Origin of the sequence: Peribacillus sedimenti (assembly GCF_046237635.1) — a bacterium.
Taxonomy (GTDB): domain Bacteria; phylum Bacillota; class Bacilli; order Bacillales; family DSM-1321; genus Peribacillus; species Peribacillus sedimenti.
Window position 1 is genome coordinate 4248623 of the sequence record NZ_CP143547.1, and the last position, 18701, is coordinate 4267323.

The 18701-nt window shown below is 42.0% G+C and carries 23 protein-coding genes and 1 riboswitch; of the genes, 11 read left to right on the forward strand and 12 right to left on the reverse strand.

Features of this window, described 5'->3' with window-relative positions; genetic code table 11:
• Nucleotides 1–71: 71 nt before the first annotated feature.
• Nucleotides 72–1031 carry a TIGR01212 family radical SAM protein gene (locus V1500_RS20785; RefSeq protein WP_409302277.1) on the forward strand — a complete coding sequence of 320 codons (960 nt, stop codon included), beginning with the start codon at nucleotides 72–74 and terminating at the stop codon, nucleotides 1029–1031.
• Nucleotides 1031–1603, forward strand: coding sequence for a class I SAM-dependent methyltransferase (locus V1500_RS20790; protein ID WP_409302279.1), 573 nt, complete (start codon nucleotides 1031–1033; stop codon nucleotides 1601–1603). Before V1500_RS20785 ends, V1500_RS20790 begins: the two co-directional genes overlap by 1 nt.
• 57 nt (nucleotides 1604–1660) lie before the next feature.
• On the opposite strand, the gene V1500_RS20795 is transcribed toward V1500_RS20790, so the two are convergent.
• The 3 genes from V1500_RS20795 to V1500_RS20805 are packed head-to-tail and all read right to left on the reverse strand — an operon-like array spanning nucleotide 1661 to nucleotide 4587.
• Nucleotides 1661–2659, reverse strand: coding sequence for an LLM class flavin-dependent oxidoreductase (locus V1500_RS20795; protein ID WP_409302280.1), 999 nt, complete (start codon nucleotides 2657–2659; stop codon nucleotides 1661–1663).
• A 17-nt stretch (nucleotides 2660–2676) separates the two neighbouring features.
• Nucleotides 2677–3771: a tetraprenyl-beta-curcumene synthase family protein gene (locus V1500_RS20800; RefSeq protein ID WP_409302281.1), complete on the reverse strand. Its 1095-nt coding sequence runs from the start codon at nucleotides 3769–3771 to the stop codon at nucleotides 2677–2679.
• A gap of 12 nt (nucleotides 3772–3783) precedes the next feature.
• The gene (locus tag V1500_RS20805; RefSeq protein WP_409302283.1) at nucleotides 3784–4587 is read right to left on the reverse strand and encodes a lysophospholipase; all 804 of its coding nucleotides are present in this window, start codon (nucleotides 4585–4587) and stop codon (nucleotides 3784–3786) included.
• A gap of 144 nt (nucleotides 4588–4731) precedes the next feature.
• On the opposite strand from V1500_RS20805, the gene V1500_RS20810 reads away from it, so the two are divergent.
• Nucleotides 4732–5253 carry a gamma carbonic anhydrase family protein gene (locus V1500_RS20810; protein WP_409302285.1) on the forward strand — a complete coding sequence of 174 codons (522 nt, stop codon included), beginning with the start codon at nucleotides 4732–4734 and terminating at the stop codon, nucleotides 5251–5253.
• A gap of 160 nt (nucleotides 5254–5413) precedes the next feature.
• Here the strand turns inward: V1500_RS20810 and metK are convergent, their stop codons facing one another.
• Together metK and V1500_RS20820 are read right to left on the reverse strand one after the other, a co-directional pair.
• Nucleotides 5414–6607, reverse strand: a complete 1194-nt coding sequence (gene metK / locus V1500_RS20815) for a methionine adenosyltransferase (protein ID WP_409302287.1) — start codon at nucleotides 6605–6607, stop codon at nucleotides 5414–5416.
• Nucleotides 6608–6876: 269 nt separating this feature from the next.
• Nucleotides 6877–7035: riboswitch (SAM riboswitch) on the reverse strand.
• Between the two features lie 56 nt (nucleotides 7036–7091).
• Nucleotides 7092–7472 carry a thiol-disulfide oxidoreductase DCC family protein gene (locus V1500_RS20820; protein ID WP_409302288.1) on the reverse strand — a complete coding sequence of 127 codons (381 nt, stop codon included), beginning with the start codon at nucleotides 7470–7472 and terminating at the stop codon, nucleotides 7092–7094.
• 219 nt (nucleotides 7473–7691) lie between these two features.
• Between V1500_RS20820 and pckA the strand changes: the two genes are divergently transcribed.
• Nucleotides 7692–9278: a phosphoenolpyruvate carboxykinase (ATP) gene (gene pckA / locus V1500_RS20825; RefSeq protein WP_409302290.1), complete on the forward strand. Its 1587-nt coding sequence runs from the start codon at nucleotides 7692–7694 to the stop codon at nucleotides 9276–9278.
• A 332-nt stretch (nucleotides 9279–9610) separates the two neighbouring features.
• Here the strand turns inward: pckA and V1500_RS20830 are convergent, their stop codons facing one another.
• Together V1500_RS20830 and V1500_RS20835 are read right to left on the reverse strand one after the other, a co-directional pair.
• Entirely contained in the window at nucleotides 9611–9853 is a 243-nt protein-coding gene (locus V1500_RS20830; RefSeq protein WP_409302292.1) for a DUF2584 domain-containing protein, read from the reverse strand.
• Between the two features lie 42 nt (nucleotides 9854–9895).
• A complete protein-coding gene (locus V1500_RS20835; RefSeq protein ID WP_409306063.1) occupies nucleotides 9896–10687 on the reverse strand; it encodes an alpha/beta hydrolase family protein in 792 nt (263 codons plus the stop codon).
• A 196-nt stretch (nucleotides 10688–10883) separates the two neighbouring features.
• Between V1500_RS20835 and V1500_RS20840 the strand changes: the two genes are divergently transcribed.
• The 3 genes from V1500_RS20840 to V1500_RS20850 are packed head-to-tail and all read left to right on the forward strand — an operon-like array spanning nucleotide 10884 to nucleotide 13455.
• Entirely contained in the window at nucleotides 10884–11882 is a 999-nt protein-coding gene (locus V1500_RS20840; protein WP_409302293.1) for an ABC transporter substrate-binding protein, read from the forward strand.
• A gap of 12 nt (nucleotides 11883–11894) precedes the next feature.
• Entirely contained in the window at nucleotides 11895–12686 is a 792-nt protein-coding gene (locus V1500_RS20845) for an ABC transporter ATP-binding protein (RefSeq protein WP_409302295.1), read from the forward strand.
• On the forward strand, nucleotides 12664–13455 hold the full coding sequence (locus tag V1500_RS20850; RefSeq protein WP_409306064.1) for an ABC transporter permease: 792 nt from the start codon (nucleotides 12664–12666) through the stop codon (nucleotides 13453–13455). The genes V1500_RS20845 and V1500_RS20850 overlap by 23 nt, the downstream gene beginning before the upstream one ends.
• A gap of 188 nt (nucleotides 13456–13643) precedes the next feature.
• Here the strand turns inward: V1500_RS20850 and ytkD are convergent, their stop codons facing one another.
• Nucleotides 13644–14126 carry an RNA deprotection pyrophosphohydrolase gene (gene ytkD, locus V1500_RS20855; protein WP_409302296.1) on the reverse strand — a complete coding sequence of 161 codons (483 nt, stop codon included), beginning with the start codon at nucleotides 14124–14126 and terminating at the stop codon, nucleotides 13644–13646.
• Nucleotides 14127–14426: 300 nt separating this feature from the next.
• Nucleotides 14427–14762, reverse strand: a complete 336-nt coding sequence (locus V1500_RS20860) for a hydrolase (RefSeq protein ID WP_409302298.1) — start codon at nucleotides 14760–14762, stop codon at nucleotides 14427–14429.
• Nucleotides 14763–15278: 516 nt separating this feature from the next.
• Between V1500_RS20860 and V1500_RS20865 the strand changes: the two genes are divergently transcribed.
• Nucleotides 15279–15539, forward strand: a complete 261-nt coding sequence (locus V1500_RS20865) for a DUF6154 family protein (protein ID WP_409302299.1) — start codon at nucleotides 15279–15281, stop codon at nucleotides 15537–15539.
• Nucleotides 15540–15623: 84 nt separating this feature from the next.
• Here V1500_RS20865 and V1500_RS20870 read toward each other — a convergent pair whose 3' ends face one another.
• The gene (locus V1500_RS20870) at nucleotides 15624–16067 is read right to left on the reverse strand and encodes a Dps family protein (RefSeq protein ID WP_409302301.1); all 444 of its coding nucleotides are present in this window, start codon (nucleotides 16065–16067) and stop codon (nucleotides 15624–15626) included.
• A 122-nt stretch (nucleotides 16068–16189) separates the two neighbouring features.
• On the opposite strand from V1500_RS20870, the gene ytzI reads away from it, so the two are divergent.
• On the forward strand, nucleotides 16190–16351 hold the full coding sequence (ytzI, locus tag V1500_RS20875) for a YtzI protein (protein ID WP_409302303.1): 162 nt from the start codon (nucleotides 16190–16192) through the stop codon (nucleotides 16349–16351).
• A gap of 55 nt (nucleotides 16352–16406) precedes the next feature.
• Here the strand turns inward: ytzI and V1500_RS20880 are convergent, their stop codons facing one another.
• Nucleotides 16407–16880: an S-ribosylhomocysteine lyase gene (locus V1500_RS20880; protein WP_409302304.1), complete on the reverse strand. Its 474-nt coding sequence runs from the start codon at nucleotides 16878–16880 to the stop codon at nucleotides 16407–16409.
• A 181-nt stretch (nucleotides 16881–17061) separates the two neighbouring features.
• Here V1500_RS20880 and yidD point away from each other — a divergent pair, with 181 nt between their 5' ends.
• Complete coding sequence (gene yidD, locus V1500_RS20885; protein ID WP_409302306.1) at nucleotides 17062–17292, forward strand: membrane protein insertion efficiency factor YidD; 231 nt, start codon at nucleotides 17062–17064, stop codon at nucleotides 17290–17292.
• A gap of 156 nt (nucleotides 17293–17448) precedes the next feature.
• Entirely contained in the window at nucleotides 17449–18381 is a 933-nt protein-coding gene (locus tag V1500_RS20890; RefSeq protein ID WP_409306065.1) for a metal ABC transporter solute-binding protein, Zn/Mn family, read from the forward strand.
• Nucleotides 18382–18472: 91 nt separating this feature from the next.
• Here V1500_RS20890 and V1500_RS20895 read toward each other — a convergent pair whose 3' ends face one another.
• Nucleotides 18473–18619: a hypothetical protein gene (locus tag V1500_RS20895; RefSeq protein WP_409302307.1), complete on the reverse strand. Its 147-nt coding sequence runs from the start codon at nucleotides 18617–18619 to the stop codon at nucleotides 18473–18475.
• Nucleotides 18620–18701 lie beyond the last annotated feature (82 nt).

The window sequence follows — 18701 nt, forward strand, 5'->3', positions numbered from 1 at the left end:
GCATGTTCATCAGTAAATGCACACAGCAAAAGACAATTTGGATGTTATTCGCAATGAAGGAGGTTTCTGCCATGGATGAGTCAAACCCGTTTATATATGCTGACCAAGATAAACGATATCACACATGGAATTACCATTTGCGTCGGGTTTTTGGACATAAAGTATTTAAAGTGGCACTTGATGCCGGCTTTGATTGCCCTAATCGAGATGGGACTGTAGCGCATGGAGGATGTACCTTTTGCAGCGCAGCGGGTTCCGGAGATTTTGCCGGCAATCGGGCAGATGACCTTAAAACTCAATTCCGGCAGGTAAGCCAAAAAATGCACAAAAAGTGGAAAGATGCCAAGTACATGGCGTATTTTCAGGCTTTTACGAATACTCACGCCCCTGTCGAGGTCTTACAGGAAAAATATGAGACCGTCCTCAAGGAGGAAGGAGTCGTTGGCTTATCGATCGCCACAAGGCCCGATTGTCTTCCCGATGATGTTGTGGAGTATCTTGCCGAACTAAATAAACGAACGTACTTATGGGTGGAACTAGGGCTTCAGACAGTTCATGAAAGGACCGCATTATTGATTAATCGCGCCCATGATTATCAGTGTTATGCAGAGGGAGTCGAAAAGCTGAGGAAACACGGTATACGGGTGTGCTCACATATTATTAACGGTCTTCCGCTTGAGACGGACGAAATGATGCTGGAAACTGCAAGACAAGTTGCCGAGCTTGATGTACAGGGAATTAAAATACATCTCCTGCATCTATTGAAAGGTACCCCGATGGTCAAACAATATGAAAAGGGTATGCTGGAATTCCTCTCGTTCGATCGGTATATCTCACTCGTCTGCGACCAGCTTGAAATTCTTCCTCCAGAAATGGTGATCCATAGAATTACAGGTGACGGGCCAATAGAACTGATGATTGGGCCTATGTGGAGTGTTGATAAATGGAGTGTTTTAAACGCAATTGACTCAGAATTAAAAAGACGAAACAGCTGGCAAGGCAAATTTTATAAACAAGCGGTGAGTATTTGATGAAATTGGATAGGATTTTGCCGTTTGCAAGGGTTCTGCTCGAGAAAGCAATTAGAGAAGGAGATATAGCTGTAGATGCGACTACCGGGAACGGGTTCGATACTGTTTTTTTAGCACAACTTGCCGGAAACACAGGCCACATCTATGGTTTTGATATTCAGCAGGAAGCACTTGAGGCCACCGCTGCACGGCTGAACGAGCAGGGCCTCGCAAACTGCTGCACTTTAATTCACTCAGGTCATGAAAACATAAAGAACCATATCCCTGAATCGGTTCATCACAGGATCACTGCCGCAATTTTTAATCTCGGCTATCTCCCGGGAGGGGATAAACAAATTGTTACGAGGGCTGACACGACCATTTCAGCAATCGAACAACTGCTGGAAATCATGGCTGCTGAAGGGTTGATCATCCTTGTTATCTATCATGGACATCCTGAGGGCGCTGTTGAAAAGGATGAACTATTGCGATATGTTTCTTCCCTTCCACAGGACAGAGCGCACGTTCTACAGTATGGGTTTATCAATCAAGTTAACCAGCCTCCATTTATCATTGCCATTGAAAAAAGATAGAAAAAGTCTGCCATCCATTAGCTGGCAGACTCTTCTTTTTAATATTCTCTTTTTCCGCTAATTCCCAAAATGCTCAACAATTAACCTTAAAGCCTTTACTTTATCTTCAAAATTAAACGTAATGCTTACGAGCATCATTTCATCGACCATGTAGCCTTCACTCAATTCCTTTAATTGCTTAGCTGCAGAAACAGGACTCCCTACTACCATTCTTTTGCGATTTTCCCTGATCCAATCTAGTTCAAAAGATGAATACTGATAAGCCTGAACCTGCTCAAGATTTGGCGTTCCCTCCAGGCGAGCGCCCTGCTGCTGCATAAGCATGGTGTAATCCAATATTGATGCAATTTCTTCTGCTTTATGGTCTGTTTCCGCGCAAATAAAGAACACGGCAGCTAGACTCTTCGGTACGCTTAAAAATTTTGATGGCTTAAAATTCTGCCGGTATCTTTCCATATATTCAAACCCATCTTCCCCATTTATAAACTGGGCAAATGTGTAGGGAAGGCCTTTTTCTGCAGCGAGCAGCGCACTTGATTCTGTTGAACCAAGCAGCCAGACCTCTGGTGCAGTTTTTGTAACGGGGGCTGCAGTAAGGCCTGTGAATCTATGGCCTTCGGGCAAGGCATCGTGCAAGTAAGCCAAAAGGTCATCAATTTGTTCCGGGTAGCGTGTTTTATCCCTCTTTCTTCCGTCTGCTAATGCAAGGGAGGCAATGGGCATTCCGCCAGGGGCCTTTCCTATTCCCAAATCAATCCTGCCCGGTGCCAATCCCTCCATGACCCGAAAATTTTCGGCGACCTTAAAAGCGCTGTAATGAGTAAGCATAACCCCGCCGGATCCTACTCTAATTCTGTCTGTCTTTGCTGCAAGATAGGGAATCAGCACTTCCGGAGAGGTGCCGGCAAGAGTCATTGCATCATGATGCTCAGATACCCAAAATCTGTGGAAACCCAATCTTTCAGCGTGCTGCGCTAATTTAACAGTATTTTGGAGAGCTTCTTCTGCTGACATTCCCTGCGAAATTGGTGATTGGTCCAGAATACTTAATTTCATTGACGCTCCCCTTTCTGTCAATTTAGGCTGGCTGCTGTCGCAGCTGCATGCCTTCTTTTTTGCAGCGAACGATACGCCCTGCCATTCAAATAGAAGAACATGGACACGAAGCCGCCGCATCGAATCAGTCTCTTGGAAACAGCTTTAATCTTTTTCTGGGATTGTACTTTATCATCAGATAAATAAAGACCTAACAAGCCCCGATGAATAAGCAGGTGGAATCGTTTATGTGGAAGTAATCTCGAATGCTGCTCCGATTTTTCAACAAAATAAGCAAATCGGTTATAAAGCTCTTGATCGTCCTTATAATAGAAACAGAAATTCAAATCTCCTCCGTCTCTATCCTCTTCCTGATCGATAAAATAATCCAATAGGATATGGAGTCCCTGTATGTATGGAAAGTACCCCTGCCAGATCTTTTCCGCATATTCTTGAGTAAAATCCGGTCTCATGCTGTAGGAAACAAGGCAAAAAATACCGAGAGTGGATCCCGAGCAAGCGGAAAACTCATACCACGACATAGTTGGTAGCTGTGCTTTATGATGGTCAAACCATGATTGAAGCCGAGGTACCCTTTCTTCAACTCTTACATGCTTATGCACCTGCAAATCACAATAAACAGAGCATAAATCCCTTAGATATGGGAAAATATCCAGATAGCTGGAAATCCCCCGTAGAACAGATTGACAAGCAGAGACCAGTTCATGCAAATAACCCCCATCATCCTTATCGGACCGATATCTGTAGTAATCCGACGGCTCGGCATCAATATCGATCGAGTGGTGCATGGATTCATGCAGAGCCCTGAAATCCTCGGGATCAAGAGATGTGCTCCGATCGCATAAATTATCCAGGTAGTCACTGATTGTCTGATAGGCCACGATAAAACGGATCGCAGCCCTTGCTTGACTCTCGGCAGCGAGCGCAAGAATCGATCCTCCTTCACAATGAAATGTTTTTGAATGGATGCTTGCCAACGCTTGTCTTTTCAGTTCCTGATTGGGTATTTCTTCTGCCCGCTTCTTCCAATAATTGAGCTCCTCATGTACAACGGGAAAGATGTCCCGGTATACATTTTTCATTAATGTTAAGGGGTTTGTCGGTACTGCCATAGCACACCTCGCCTAAATAATATATCCCAGTGTCTTCAACCTATTTTCAACAAACCCTAATGCATATAGAAATACATTTTCTCTTTCTGGTTCGTTAAATATTTCATGATAAAGCCCAGGCCACTCTTTATAATGCTTTTCACTGCAGAGAATGTAATTAAACCATTCCCGCACCGGCCTTTTATCTACTATTTTATCATCTCCCCCTTGCATTAAGAGAACGGGAATGTCCTGTAATTCAGGGATTTCGTCAAAAGCATCCTTAATTGAGCTGACCAGTTCCCGGTACCATCTGACAGATACTTTGGTAACGAACAGGCTGTCATTCATGTCTTCATCCTTAATATCAGGATTTCTCGTTGCCATTTCCGGTGTCAGCTCTGGGTCAACCCTATATTTCGGATGAACTAGATTCAGTATTTTTGAAGCCGTATTTTTCATCCGTGATGGGTATGATGCCAATCCGAGGCAGGGTGATGAAAGAATGACCCCTGCCAAGTCATGCTCTTCTTGCTGAAGGAGCCTGATTGCAATAAGTCCTCCCATACTATGGCCCAGTACGAAAACAGGAAGGGAGTACTTATAGGCCTCGGCAATCCAGCTTCTGACTGCAGTTAAGTATTCATCGAAAGAATCTATATGCCCGCGAAATGCACGGGTGGTCATTCCCTGTCCGGGAAGGTCGCCCAAAATAACATGATATCCTGCTGATTTCCACATTTGGGAAAGCCATTTATAACGGCCATGATGTTCTAAAGCACCATGTACGATGACGATCACGGCTTTAGCAGAGCCCTCTGCTTGTAAGCTCCACATAGATAGAACTCCTCCTCCAGACAATATATAGATGGTAATAATGTGAAGAGATTTACTCTGCAATCTTTTCCGGATTGCGATATATTATCTTTATATAAGATAATACCGAAAAGTTCCATACGACGGAAAGGATTTGATTCTGAAATGAGTATCTACCCATACAAAGAATATAGCCCTGACATAGCGGATAGTGCATATATCGCTGAAAATGCCATAGTCACAGGCAATGTTTCTATTGGTGCTGAGTCGAGCCTATGGTTTAATTCCGTGATCCGCGGAGATGTTGCACCCACCATCATAGGGAAAAAGGTGAATATCCAGGATAATAGCGTATTGCATCAAAGCCCGAATAATCCTCTGATCCTTGAAGACGAAGTCACGATTGGACATCAGGTAATCCTCCACAGCTGCAAAATCAGGAAAGGAGCCCTGATTGGAATGGGTTCAATTATCCTTGATAATGCTGTAATTGGAGAAGGCGCCTTTATAGGTGCAGGCAGCCTGGTTCCACAAGGGAAAGAGATTCCGCCAAATGTGCTGGCCTTCGGAAGACCGGCACGTGTAATTCGCGAGCTGACAGATGAAGATAGAAAAGACATGCAGCGAATTTCCCGAGAATATGCGGAGAAAGCCCAATATTATAAACACGCGAAAAAAATTAAGTGAGTGCCCGAATACGAAGGAAAAAAAAGCCGATCGTACTCCCTTCATTGGTTTTATTATTGTTTTCCATCAAGCAATTTAATCACCATAGCAATGCAAAAAGGACCCATACCAAGTCTGAAGATTTACTTACTTGGTATGGGTCCTTTTATTAATATATTTATTAGGCCTGGGATCTAAGTGCTTCAGCTTTATCCGTGCGTTCCCAAGGCAGTTCAACATCAGTACGGCCAAAGTGTCCGTAAGCTGCTGTCTGCTTGTAGATAGGGCGGCGAAGATCAAGCATATTAATGATGCCGGCAGGGCGAAGATCAAAGTTTTTCCGTACTAGCTCTACCAGTACATCTTCACTTACAGTTCCTGTGCCGAATGTATCCACAGAAATCGAAACGGGCTGTGCGACACCGATCGCATAAGCCAGCTGTACCTCAACCTTGTCAGCAAGGCCTGCTGCTACAAGGTTCTTTGCAACATAACGTGCTGCATACGCCCCAGAGCGGTCCACCTTTGTAGGATCCTTTCCAGAGAAGGCGCCGCCTCCATGGCGAGCATACCCTCCGTAAGTATCCACAATGATTTTGCGTCCAGTCAGCCCCGCATCACCTTGTGGCCCTCCAATAACGAACCGTCCTGTAGGGTTAATGAAATATTTTGTATTTTCATCTATTAATTCAGCAGGAACGACAGGGTTAATCACATGCTCTTTAATATTGCGCTGGATCTGGTCCAGGCTGATTTCAGGATGGTGCTGAGTAGAAATAACGATGGTATCAATGCGCACTGGCTTGTCATTCTCATCATACTCTACTGTAACCTGGGTTTTGCCATCAGGCCGCAGATATGGAAGAATATCCTCTTTGCGCACTTCGGTCAGGCGCCTGGCAAGCTTGTGTGCCAATGAGATAGGAAGCGGCATAAGCTCTTTTGTTTCATTTGTGGCATAGCCGAACATTAATCCCTGGTCACCAGCACCAATGGCCTCAATTTCTTCATCGGTCATTTGGCCTTCACGCGCTTCCAACGCTTGGTCCACACCCATCGCAATGTCGGGTGACTGTTCATCGATCGATGTCAAGACAGCACAGGTTTGAGAATCGAAACCATATTTTGCCCGTGTATATCCAATATCGGCTATCGTTTCTCGAACAATTTTAGGGATATCTACGTATGTAGATGTTGTGATTTCTCCTGCAACCAGGACAAGTCCGGTTGTAACTGAAGTTTCACACGCAACACGCGCATTCGCATCCTTGGATAGAATGGCATCCAAGATTGAATCTGAAATCTGGTCACAAATCTTATCAGGATGACCTTCAGTAACAGATTCAGAAGTAAAAAGACGGCGTTTCTTGGACATCTTATTTCCTCCTAACAAAAAAGTATGTGCAGGCATCTGAATGAGGGAGTACAATAGTGAGGTTACCCCATTGAAAGGTACATAAACGACTCACTTTTTCTTCAGCCTGGCTAATCGACGGAGTTCATTCCCTTTAGGTTTCTATCATAGATTGTTTTATAGTCAATTTCCCGAATATTTTAACTCAAGGTGACATCGCTTTCCTGACTACATGAAAAAAACCTATCCACTTGAGAGGAAAGGTTGTTGTCAGAACAGCTATCCTTTCACTCTTATCGTTCAAGGGTTTAAAAACCTTGCATCAGGTTAGCACCATCGCCAAATATTCCGGTAATAATCCGTGCTCATTTACAGCAGGTTCATTCCGGTATATCGGCAGGTTGCCGGGTTTCATAGGGCCTGTCCCCTCCACCAGCTCGGGATAAGAGAATCCGTACAAGGTAAAATCATAACAAAATAACGAAAAATGTCAAATATTTTGTTGTCAATGAATCGAACATTTGCCGTCTTCACATTCCGTTCTAAAAAACAATCTACGGCGGTCGGCAATATAACGATAAAGGGGCCGGCCAATAATCCCGGCAAACGGAAGGTACGCTAAAATGCCGAATGGAATCAAAAGTGGGCAGCGCAGCATGATTCTCCTTACAGCATAGAATCCCCTTAATAGTTGCCGTTTATGTGTAATTAAGTGAAGTTCTTTTCTTAATTGTTTCTGATCTATAGATAATTTATAATGTTGTGTTGTCGCATAATCCTGAAGCGGGATCCATTGTATGGTCTGAAACCAATCAAATGAAGAAATATATTTTTTTGTCTTTTGGCAAAGAGTACATTCGGCATCGTACAATGCTATATCTTTCATCCTTCTTCACCTCTCCCATAAAATCTATATTATATTATCGCACATATGAAAACCGACAAAACACATTTCAGCTCAAAATGGACAAAACAAAAAAACGGTGACAAGATTCTGAAAAACCATCACCGAAAAGTTTTGAATAGTATAGACTAATTGAATAAATGTGTTATACTAATCGTATTATTACGTTAAATTCAAAAATAAAAGGATGGTATCTCATATATGAATTATGTCAGCACTTCAAATGGGTTGCATGAGTTATTGGCCGGGAGCAACGCGCGTGTACAACTTTCAGTCCCTCAATTAGTTGAGAAGGTTTTGAGCCGAAAGGAAGGAGTACTGACATCTACTGGGGCAGTAAGAGCCGAAACGGGGAAATATACGGGCCGGTCTCCAAAAGACAAATATATCGTTGAAGATGAATCCGTTATAAAGAAAGTGGACTGGGGCCCTGTAAATCAGCCGATTTCAAAGGAAGCCTTTGCTAAGCTATATGACAAGGTGATCCTTCATTTAAAAGAAAAAGAAGAGTTTTTCGTTTTTAAAGGCTATGCTGGCGCAGATCATAAATATAGACTTCCTATTCAGGTAATTAATGAATATGCCTGGCATAATCTTTTCGCCCATCAGCTTTTTATCCGTCCCATTGAGGAAGAACTCCAGGGTCATGACGCCCAGTTCACTGTGATTTCAGCTCCTGATTTCAAAGCTGACCCAGTTTTGGATGGTACAAAGTCCGAGACGTTCATAATTATTTCTTTTGAGCGGCGAACTGTTCTTATCGGCGGTACAGAATATGCAGGTGAAATGAAAAAATCGATTTTTTCAGTCATGAATTATTTACTCCCAGAGCAGGGAATTCTCCCAATGCACTGCTCCGCAAACGTCGGCAGAGAAGGAGACGTTGCACTGTTCTTCGGTTTGTCAGGTACAGGGAAAACAACTTTGTCTGCTGACACCAGCCGCAAATTAATCGGTGATGATGAACATGGCTGGTCTCCAAACGGAGTATTCAACATCGAGGGTGGCTGTTATGCGAAATGCATCAACCTCACAAGGGAAAAAGAACCACAAATCTTTGATGCCATCCGTTTCGGTGCCGTATTGGAAAATGTGGTTGTGGACCATGATACAAGGGTAGCAGATTATGATGACAATTCATTGACAGAAAATACCCGGGCAGCCTATCAGATTCAATCTATTGGCAACATTGTAGATCCCAGCATTGCAGGACATCCAAATACCATTATCTTTCTGACTGCGGATGCCTTCGGCGTGCTTCCTCCAATCAGCAAGCTATCGAAGGAACAAGCAATGTTCCATTTCTTAAGCGGATATACCAGCAAATTGGCTGGAACTGAGCGTGGTGTGACTTCACCTGAAGCTACCTTCTCCACCTGCTTCGGTTCGCCGTTCCTGCCGCTTCCGGCTACCCGCTATGCCGAAATGCTTGGTGAGAAAATCGATCAGCATGGCTCCAAGGTATATCTGGTAAATACAGGCTGGACTGGGGGAGAGTATGGAGTGGGCAGCAGAATGAAGCTTGCATACACTCGTGCGATGGTACAGGCTGCATTGGAAGGCGAATTGAACAATGTCGAAACAATCAAGGATGAAATCTTTGGCCTTGATATCCCTGTTCATGTACCAGGCGTCCCTGACGAGGTCCTTCAACCAAGAAAAACATGGGTGGATAAAGATGCTTACGAGGCAAAGGCTAATGAGCTTGCGTCCAAATTCCGCTTCAACTTCAAAAAATTTGCCGATGTAGCTCCTGAAATTGAAAAGTTTGGCGGACCAATTTCCTAAATCGCCCGTTTCTTACACATTTTTCGCTCTGCATAACATGTAAAAAGCCGAATTCCTTTAAGGAGTTCGACTCAGATTGTCCACAAAAGGGGTCTGGAATGTTCTCATTCCGGACCCTTCTTGTAAACTCCATCGCTATTTGAACAAATAGAGCCCAGGAAAGCGAAGCGCCTGGAACGGAAATCAATGGACTCAATTAGCAAGCCAAACAAAAAACTGTAGGCAACCTCAATTTTCTTAGTTTGTCTACAGTTTTTCACATGGTTATACAATCAAACAGTCTTCCACTCTAAAGCTGCAAAAACCAAGGGGCAGCTTTATCACATAAAGTTTTAGTTTGTTGAGTTTAAGGAGATTAATCGATAAGTCAAAAGGGTGTGATTGTTTTCCCATTCCACTTTTATAATCTCACCTGTCCCGCTGGATTCCCCCTGTACCGTCTTTCTTACATCAATAGGAATATCTATTGGATATAGCCGGTACCCCTCTTTCTGCAGAGTAAATATATTTTCTTCCCTGCGCTTCTCTCTTCCTTTCGTAACAATCATGGTGTTCAGCTCTAAAGGCATCCCCATAATAGTTTCCTCCTAAAAAAACGCATTTGTACTTGAATTATATCATTTTTCTCCGGCTTGTTTCATCCATCTTGTCAGATCCCTGACCACCTGCCGATTTATTGCCGGAGGAAAGTAATGGGTGAACTGTGTGAAATACCAGCTTTCTACGTATTTCCTCTTCATTTTAAGCGTTTTTTCCAATCGGAATGCATGTTCAACAGATACATTTGTATCCTTTTCTCCATGGATGATCAACACCGGAACATCAATCTCGTCAGCCCGAAATAAAGGTGTCCGGATTTCATATTCATTCGGATACTTGTTCGGGCTGCCGCCAATCACACGTTTCATCATCCTTCTTAAGTCACTTCGTTCTACATAGGTCAGGAACATATCAGATACTCCTCCCCATGTTACTAGAGATGCGGCTGTTTTACAGTGGATAGCTGTCCATAATGCCATGACACCTCCCCGGGAGAAACCGAAAATATGAATGCAATCCCTTTTCACCCTGTCATGGTATTCAAGAAGCTTAAAACCAGAAATGGCATCATATCTGTCTTCTCCGCCGAAATCCTCATCACCCTCTCCTCCTTGGTTCCCGCGATAAAAAGGGGCAAAAACGATAAATCCCTGGGCTGCAAACTGTGTGATTCTTGAGGGCCTGACTTTCCCCACATTCTTAATTCCACCCCTCAGATATAAAAATCCGTCATAATGCTTTCCATCATTCGGCTCAGCCAATAACCCTTTTACCTTTAAGCCCCCTGACATATATGTAACCAGGTAAAGATAAATGCCTGGATGTGGAGACGGAAATCGTCGTTTATCTATAATAGTACCGTCCTGCATACAACCTCTCCAATCAGTAAATTCGTTATCCATATTGTATATCTCTTTCTAACTTTCCCTAGCATTAAAGGAATTCAAACTATGTAAATAAGTTACACATTTGAATAAATTACAACACGATGGTAACTGGGCAAACACACATTTTTTATCATTTCATAAGATGATTGAAAGTGAAAGTAGTTAAAGGAGGGTTACCATGAAAAAAAAGATCAGAATAGGTGTATTGTTTCTGCTCGTATGTCTCTTAGCGATTCCATTGAGCGCTTGCTCAAAAAAGGAGGAGCTAAAAAAGGTCCGCATAGCGGAAGTTACCCGGTCCATCTTTTATGCCCCGCAATACGTCGCCATAGAACAAGGCTTCTTTAAAGAAGAAGGATTGGATATCAGCCTGAAAACTACGCCGGGTGGAGATAAAACAATGACTGCCTTGCTGTCCAATGGAGCCGACATTGCACTGGTGGGTTCAGAGACTTCCATCTATGTATCGGCACAGGAAACTAAAGATCCCGTAATAAACTTTGCCCAGCTGACTCAGACAGATGGTACGTTTCTTGTTTCCAGAAAGAAAATTGAACAATTTGATTGGACTATGTTAAAAGGGACCACCTTCCTTGGACAAAGAAAGGGAGGAATGCCTCAGATGGTCGGTGAATTTGTTTTAAAGAAGCATGGAATCAACCCTCACAAAGACCTTAAGCTGATCCAAAACATTGACTTTGCAAACATCTCTACCGCCTTTGCATCAGGCACTGGCGACTTCGTCCAACTATTCGAACCGACCGCGAGCGTGTTTGAAAAAGAGGGAAAAGGGCATATAGTAGCTTCCTTCGGGACAGAATCCGGCCATGTCCCATACACGACCTTCATGTCAAAACAAAGCTATATTAAAAACAACAAGGCTGTGATCGAAAAGTTTACCCGTGCTTTGAAAAAAGCACAGGATTGGGTTCAGCAGAAAAGCGCCAAAGAAACAGCAAAGGTGATTCAGCCCTATTTCGAGGACACCGACCTTGAATTAATTGAAACAGTAATAGACAGATACAAAACACAGGGCTCTTTTGCAGCCGACCCTATTTTGGATGAACAAGAATGGGATAATCTTCAAAATATTATGGATGAAGCTGGCGAGCTTCCAAAACGAATGGAATACGAAAAACTGGTAAATATAGAATTTGCTAAAAAGGTGTCTAAATAAGGGGGCTTTTCAATGAGCTTCTTAACCGTAAAAGGAATACATCATACTTATTTCACACGGTATTTTGCAGTTACTGCCTTGGAAGATATTAATCTGGACATCCAGGAAGGAGAATTTATCTCCTTCCTCGGCCCCAGCGGATGCGGAAAAACGACACTCCTATCCATAATTGCCGGGCTGATTGCCCCTGCCGCTGGAACCATTCTCCTGGAAGGCAAACCGCTTGATCGTAAGGGTCTATCTATTGGTTACATGCTGCAGCAAGATTATCTCTTTCCTTGGAAGACAATAGAACAGAACATTACGATAGGCTTGAAGCTTTTAAAGAAAAAAGAAGAAACAGAGATTGGCAAAGCTCTTGGACTTTTAGAACAGGTAGGTCTTGCAGGAGTAGAAAACCAATTTCCAAGACAGCTTTCAGGGGGGATGAGGCAGAGAGCAGCACTGGCACGGACCCTCGCTGTGAATCCAAAACTCCTGCTTTTGGATGAACCTTTCTCTGCACTGGATTATCAGACTAAGCTAAAGCTGGAGGACCTGGTTTCGGAAACTTTAAAATCCTATGGAAAAACTGCAGTCCTGGTTACTCATGATATTGGGGAAGCCATAGCCATGAGCGACCGAATTTATCTTTTATCTCCAAAGCCGGGAAAGATCCACAAATGGTTTAAAGTTCCGGCGCTACTGCAAAGTCTGTGTCCTTTTGAAGCAAGGAATCACCCCTTATACTCTGATTTATTCCAAATTATATGGAAGGAGCTGGAGAATCTTGAAGGTGGAAATGAACATAGATCAATTACATGAACAGTATAGATCCTCCCTAAATAAAGAAAAGCGCTGGGTACGATTTTACCAGCTGCTTATTTTCATTGTCTTCTTTTCCCTATGGGAAACCCTATCAAGATTGGAATGGATTGATCCGCTCATCTTCAGTTCACCCTCCAGAATTTGGCATCTGTTCACCACAAAGATAATGGACGGCTCACTGTTTCCCCACCTCGGAATAACCGTTTACGAAACAGTACTTGGTTTCATACTAGGAACCCTGCTGGGAACCATCCTGGCAGCATTGCTTTGGTGGTCTCCGTTCCTTTCGAAGGTCCTGGATCCGTACCTCGTTATTTTAAATGCCATGCCAAAGGTAGCCCTTGGCCCTATCCTTATCGTCGCTTTAGGTCCAACCATGACATCCATCGTGGCCATGGGGACCATCATTTCCATCATCATCACGACCATCGTTGTATATACCTCTTTCAGGGCAGTGGATCCCAATTATCTAAAGGTGCTGCAAACCTTCGGTGCAAGCAGAGTACAAATGTTTAAGGAAGCCATTTTGCCCGCATCCTTCCCGACCATCATTTCCACATTAAAGGTGAATGTGGGACTATCATGGGTTGGCGTCATTGTGGGTGAATTCCTTGTTTCTGAAAGAGGATTGGGGTATTTGATTATTTATGGTTTCCAAGTATTTAATTTTAATTTAGTTCTCCTTGCTTTATTAATCATTGCCGTATTTGCGACTGTTATGTATCAGCTCGTGGAATTCCTTGAGCGCAAAATCATTAGAAAGTGATAAAGGCACTAGCTGCGAATCCGATTAATATTTCAATCGGATTCTTTCTTTGAAAGACAGATTGAGTTTCCATACAGAATCATCTGAAAAAAAACAGAGAGAGCCCGTTATTGGCTCTTGGTGATAAGATATCGGACGCTTATGAATTCATCACACTAACACCTTTTTAAGAAAGGTGCAGAGAATAATTAAATCGACATATCTGGTCTTTTTTCCCGTAATCCTTTCATACTTAGCGTCAATACTCTATCTTTCATGATAAAACTGAAACGTTCGTCCATGTGGATTTGCTGCGGAGATAGGTCTTCTACTAATACTGGCCCATACGTTTCCATATAATGTTCACGTCTCAACATATCCTCTGCTTCTGCATAAAATATATCTTTGATAAAGCTTCTCTTTAGGTCATTGACCCTGTACTTGCCAATAAAGATGAGGTCGCGGATAATCCCCCCTGTTTCTTCCATTACCTCCCTAATACCTGCCTCCCGTGGTGTTTCACCCTCCTCCAGCTTCCCTCCAGGAAATTCAAAACCTCTTATTTTATGGTTGGTAAGAAGCCAACAGTCTTGATATCTGCACAATACAAATACATGGTCCGCTTCCCCGAAATCCTTTGGATTATCAGAGTAATCTATGTAAATACCATTCCTGTCCAAAAACCGCTCCAAAACTATCACCTTCTCTGATGGGTATTTGTTCCTGTTTTCTTACATTTTCTACTGCTCCGGGATTTGGAATCAAAAATTACAACAAGCCGGTCTAATTATAACTTATACCTATATCTTTTAAGAGGATAATTTTACAGTTTTTAAAAACAAGAAAGTTTTTATCTTTTTTCCCGTGATGCGCATAAATAAATTTACTGAATTAAAAAACTCAAAGGGCATGCATAACCTGTGAGCTGACGTTGTAAAAGTCCAATTGCCAAATCAAAACATGAAGTTTATTTCCCAGCAAAAGATGGCTTCTCAATCCGAGAGGCCATCCTTAACATTTGATTCTAATATTCCCATTTGTTGAATATGTTCCTTTGCTTCTGGATTCCCTAATTCATATATGATCCCATATATCTGTTTCAACTTTTCGTCATACTCATCATTTTCCCTGTCGTAATGATATTGCACATAAGGGACATGGGCACGAAAAAAACTTCGAGAATCATCATTGAGTATTTCGTCAAAAAGCTCCCTCAGACGAATAATCTCATTATCTGTGGCATCGATTTTAAAATTCCACTGTGAGTATTCGCTATCCCTCGATATCTGTCCATTAGGCACATAAATGTAATAGCTTTCTTTATGCATGTAACCCCGCCTTTTTGTATCATTTTTCCCTTAATCGAATTCTTCATTCTGAGGCATTTCCAAATACCTGTTTGGAAATATTTTTGTCAAACCTCTGTTTGATATAACGCCTTTTTTTAATCGTAATTGTAAAAATATAGATTAAAATGACATCTGCAGGGTAAAACAATACTATATTATCATTACGTTTTTTACCTTAAGTTAAATATACGCAGCACAAACGAAAAACCTCGTTCAGCCGCGACAGGCAGAAGACGGGATGCAAGGAAGCAGTTCTTCAGTCACCACAGCAGGATGGTTTATGACCCAAGCGTCTAGTGCGTGAAGATAGACAAATGAAAAACGGAAGGCCGCTCGTTCAGCATCGACAGGCAGAAGACGGGATGTGAGGAGGCGGTTCTTCAGCCACCACAGCAGGATGGCTTATGTCCCGAGCGGCTAGCGCCTGCAGTTAGACAAAGACAATTATTTTGACTGTTATTACATATGGCAAATAATTCAGCAAAGAGGTGAACAATGGTGAAACTTATTGAGGATTTGTATAATTTGTATCGAAATAAGCTTACCGGAGATGAGGAAGATATCGACATGCTTGCCTTTGCAGTGCTGGAGCAGCTAGATCGAAAAGAGATCATGAATCTCCTGGATGATATGGACGATCAGGAATTGAATAATTTACTTGGCCTTTATATTATTGAATCCCTTAAAGGTAAATTTGCTCAAGATGAACTTGAAGACACAAAACCCGCTCACTTCCACCATCGAAATATTCATTAATGAATTCATGACGCCTTGAGTCTTCTCAAGGTTATTTTTTTGCAAAAAAATAATTCCGCCTCTATGGCGGAATTATTAAGAAATTTATCGGCCCAGATAAGCACGGAGCATCCATGCATTCTTATCAAGACTCTTCTTCATCCCAGTAAGCATATCGCTGGTGACATCATCATCCGCTTGACCAGCCAAATCAATGCCTTCGTCCAATTCTTTTGAAATCTTTTGGAAATCGCTGATTACACTTTGTACCATGTCCTCAGTGTTCTCACTTCCTGTAGCCTCTTCAACGGTAGTCAACTCCAAGTATTCCCTAATCGTAGCAGCCGGCTTTTCCTGCATCGCCAGCAATCTCTCTGCCAATTCATCAATGTTTGTCGCTGCTTCGTTATATAGCTGCTCCAGTTTTTCATGGAGCGAGAAAAAATGCGGACCAGACACGAACCAATGATAATTATGTAGCTTCGTGTAAAGTATGGTGAAGTTTGCTATTTCTTTATTAATCACTGCCGTCAATTGATTGTTAGCCATTATATCTACCTCCCGTATTATGTTTTATATTTTCCCGATTCTCATTAGTTAAAACATATGAGGTGAAGGCGCATTGATTATGTTAATATTAGATATAATCTGATAATTTAGAAGGAGATCCGATGAAGGCTATTATCATTATAGGGGTTATCATTGTACTAGTTGTTTTATTATTGTCCGTGCTTACAATAAATAAAGGATATAGCTATAAACACACCATTGATCCGATTGATCCCCTTCCAGATGACAACAAGCAGGAAGATGATCATAAAGGCAATCTCTAGTCATATAAAAATCCCCGTCCTATTATAAGACGGGGATTATTTAAACGGTCTATCCTTAAGCAAAAACCTGATGCAGATTTTCCTTGCTTTGCTCCAGCCAGTAACGCATCAATTTCTTCGCGCCCTCCAAGTCATGAAGTTTCGCTTGGCCGCATTGTGTTTCGTTAGCAGCTGGAATTTCGGTGATCTCAACTGCGTCTTTCATCGTTTCCTCTAATACGTCGATAATTTCAGTGACAGTAGGCTCCCCGCTAACAACAAGATAAAACCCTGTTTGGCATCCCATCGGAGAGATGTCGATGATGTCGAAATGATCATATTGCTCAGAGTGCTTTCGTATATTAAATGCCAATAGATGCTCCAGAGTATGAATAGCATCAGGTTTCATGGCTCCTTTATTTGGCTGTATAAAACGAATATCAAATTTATTAACAACGCCGTCCGTACCCACCTTGTGCACTCCACAGTGTCTTACATAAGGTGCTTTAACTGCGTTATGGTCCAGTTCAAAACTTTCCACTGAAGGCATGTCAAAATCACTCCTTTTCATTATCTTTATTTATTCTAACCCTAAATGATATTTTTTTCATCTATTTCACGTACAATTCATACATGGTGTCATTCTCAAAACCATCACTGCCGCACAGCTAGCTAATTATATGTTATAGTTAATCTAACGAATCCACTCGCTAAAAAGGAACGGAAAAATAATGTTAAAGAATATGCTAATAGGCGTCATACGTTTTTACCAAATCGCAATATCGCCCCTAAAACCTCCAACCTGCCGCTTTTACCCTACCTGTTCCCATTATGGGCTGGAGGCTATCAAACGCTTTGGACCGTTCAAGGGGACTTGGTTAACAATAAAACGGATCCTAAAGTGCCATCCCTTCCATCCGGGTGGAATTGATCCAGTTCCTGAAAAGTCCAGCAAGCATTGAGAATTTTTCCACTTGCTTTCCTTGTGGCAATCAGGTAATATACAAAGGTCAAATCGTAATCATTTCGTTTATTTTTTTGAATATTAAATCGTAATCAATACGAATTAAGGAGATGAATACTGCTTGAAAAAACTAGCATTATTTATTTTTTCACTCATGACTATTACATTTATCGCTGGCTGCAACTCTGAAACGGGCAAAACTGCTAAAGATGGAGATGTGTTAAAGGTTTATACAACAGTCTATCCTCTGCTTGATTTCACTAAGAAAATAGGAGGGAAATATGTTAATGTGGAAACTGTTTATCCTGCAGGTACCGATGAGCATTCCTTCGAACCTACCCAAAAGGATATCATCAAAATGGCCGATTCCGACTTGTTTTTCTATATAGGCTACAACCTCGAAGGGTTCGTTACGAAAGCCAAGCCCATATTGGAGCAAGAAGATGTTACAGTAAAAGCAATCGGCGAAACAGTTGCAATCGATGAGCACGATGGAGGACATGAAGAAACCGAAGATCATGCCCACGAGCAAGGCGAAGACGATGGCCATAATCATGGCAGCATAAATCCTCATCTATGGCTGGATCCAATCTATGCGAATGAAATGGCTGCAAGCATCAAAGAAGAGTTAATAAATAAAATGCCTGAGCAAAAAGAGTATTTTGAAAAGAATTATCAGGAGCTTGAGGGTAAGTTAACAGACTTGGATAACACCTTCAAAGAAGCTGCTTCATTTGGGACAACGCATAAAATCATTGTATCCCATGCAGCATATGGCTACTGGGAGGAGCGCTATGGAATTGAACAGATTAGCGTTGCAGGACTGTCTTCTTCAAGTGAACCTACACAAAAACAGCTTGAGAACATCATTAAAACTGCTGAGGAAAATAAGCTTCGCTATGTAATTTTTGAACAGAACACAAGCTCCAAACTAACAAAAATTATTCAAAAAGAGATTGGCGCAAAACCATTGAAACTCCATAATCTATCCATATTGACGGACAAGGACATTGATAAAAAGGAAGATTATTTCAGCCTAATGGAGTCCAATGCGAATACACTGAAGACTGCGCTCAGCAATCAATAACAATCAATATATCAAATTTACAAGGATGGCCTGCTGTCCGGCCATCCTTTATTAGTATAAAATTATATTTAACTCGCACCATACAAATAGTTTACGGGCTGCTTGTATGATTTTTGGCCAATTCAATACTTTTTAAAATATCTAATTCCCGTTCATCAAGGGCTGTTATTTCCTTTATCACAAACTCAGGCATTCCTCTTTCAAGTAAAATCTGTGCAATGAGGTATGGTTTACTCATAAAATGTAATCTCAGCTCCCTGTCCATATATTATGATAATTAAATCTCCATTGGCTTGCCCTACATACAATTTCTCTTAAGC

What these genes read in the sequence shown, in the direction of transcription:
- V1500_RS20785 (WP_409302277.1), top strand. Translation starts at nt 72, where the DNA reads ATGGATGAGTCAAACCCGTTTATATATGCTGACCAAGATAAACGATAT.
- V1500_RS20790 (WP_409302279.1), top strand. Translation starts at nt 1,031, where the DNA reads ATGAAATTGGATAGGATTTTGCCGTTTGCAAGGGTTCTGCTCGAGAAA.
- V1500_RS20795 (WP_409302280.1), bottom strand. Translation starts at nt 2,659, where the DNA reads ATGAAATTAAGTATTCTGGACCAATCACCAATTTCGCAGGGAATGTCA.
- V1500_RS20800 (WP_409302281.1), bottom strand. Translation starts at nt 3,771, where the DNA reads ATGGCAGTACCGACAAACCCCTTAACATTAATGAAAAATGTATACCGG.
- V1500_RS20805 (WP_409302283.1), bottom strand. Translation starts at nt 4,587, where the DNA reads ATGTGGAGCTTACAAGCAGAGGGCTCTGCTAAAGCCGTGATCGTCATC.
- V1500_RS20810 (WP_409302285.1), top strand. Translation starts at nt 4,732, where the DNA reads ATGAGTATCTACCCATACAAAGAATATAGCCCTGACATAGCGGATAGT.
- metK (WP_409302287.1), bottom strand. Translation starts at nt 6,607, where the DNA reads ATGTCCAAGAAACGCCGTCTTTTTACTTCTGAATCTGTTACTGAAGGT.
- V1500_RS20820 (WP_409302288.1), bottom strand. Translation starts at nt 7,472, where the DNA reads ATGAAAGATATAGCATTGTACGATGCCGAATGTACTCTTTGCCAAAAG.
- pckA (WP_409302290.1), top strand. Translation starts at nt 7,692, where the DNA reads ATGAATTATGTCAGCACTTCAAATGGGTTGCATGAGTTATTGGCCGGG.
- V1500_RS20830 (WP_409302292.1), bottom strand. Translation starts at nt 9,853, where the DNA reads ATGGGGATGCCTTTAGAGCTGAACACCATGATTGTTACGAAAGGAAGA.
- V1500_RS20835 (WP_409306063.1), bottom strand. Translation starts at nt 10,687, where the DNA reads ATGCAGGACGGTACTATTATAGATAAACGACGATTTCCGTCTCCACAT.
- V1500_RS20840 (WP_409302293.1), top strand. Translation starts at nt 10,884, where the DNA reads ATGAAAAAAAAGATCAGAATAGGTGTATTGTTTCTGCTCGTATGTCTC.
- V1500_RS20845 (WP_409302295.1), top strand. Translation starts at nt 11,895, where the DNA reads ATGAGCTTCTTAACCGTAAAAGGAATACATCATACTTATTTCACACGG.
- V1500_RS20850 (WP_409306064.1), top strand. Translation starts at nt 12,664, where the DNA reads ATGAACATAGATCAATTACATGAACAGTATAGATCCTCCCTAAATAAA.
- V1500_RS20860 (WP_409302298.1), bottom strand. Translation starts at nt 14,762, where the DNA reads ATGCATAAAGAAAGCTATTACATTTATGTGCCTAATGGACAGATATCG.
- V1500_RS20865 (WP_409302299.1), top strand. Translation starts at nt 15,279, where the DNA reads ATGGTGAAACTTATTGAGGATTTGTATAATTTGTATCGAAATAAGCTT.
- V1500_RS20870 (WP_409302301.1), bottom strand. Translation starts at nt 16,067, where the DNA reads ATGGCTAACAATCAATTGACGGCAGTGATTAATAAAGAAATAGCAAAC.
- ytzI (WP_409302303.1), top strand. Translation starts at nt 16,190, where the DNA reads ATGAAGGCTATTATCATTATAGGGGTTATCATTGTACTAGTTGTTTTA.
- V1500_RS20880 (WP_409302304.1), bottom strand. Translation starts at nt 16,880, where the DNA reads ATGCCTTCAGTGGAAAGTTTTGAACTGGACCATAACGCAGTTAAAGCA.
- yidD (WP_409302306.1), top strand. Translation starts at nt 17,062, where the DNA reads ATGTTAAAGAATATGCTAATAGGCGTCATACGTTTTTACCAAATCGCA.
- V1500_RS20890 (WP_409306065.1), top strand. Translation starts at nt 17,449, where the DNA reads ATGACTATTACATTTATCGCTGGCTGCAACTCTGAAACGGGCAAAACT.
- V1500_RS20895 (WP_409302307.1), bottom strand. Translation starts at nt 18,619, where the DNA reads ATGAGTAAACCATACCTCATTGCACAGATTTTACTTGAAAGAGGAATG.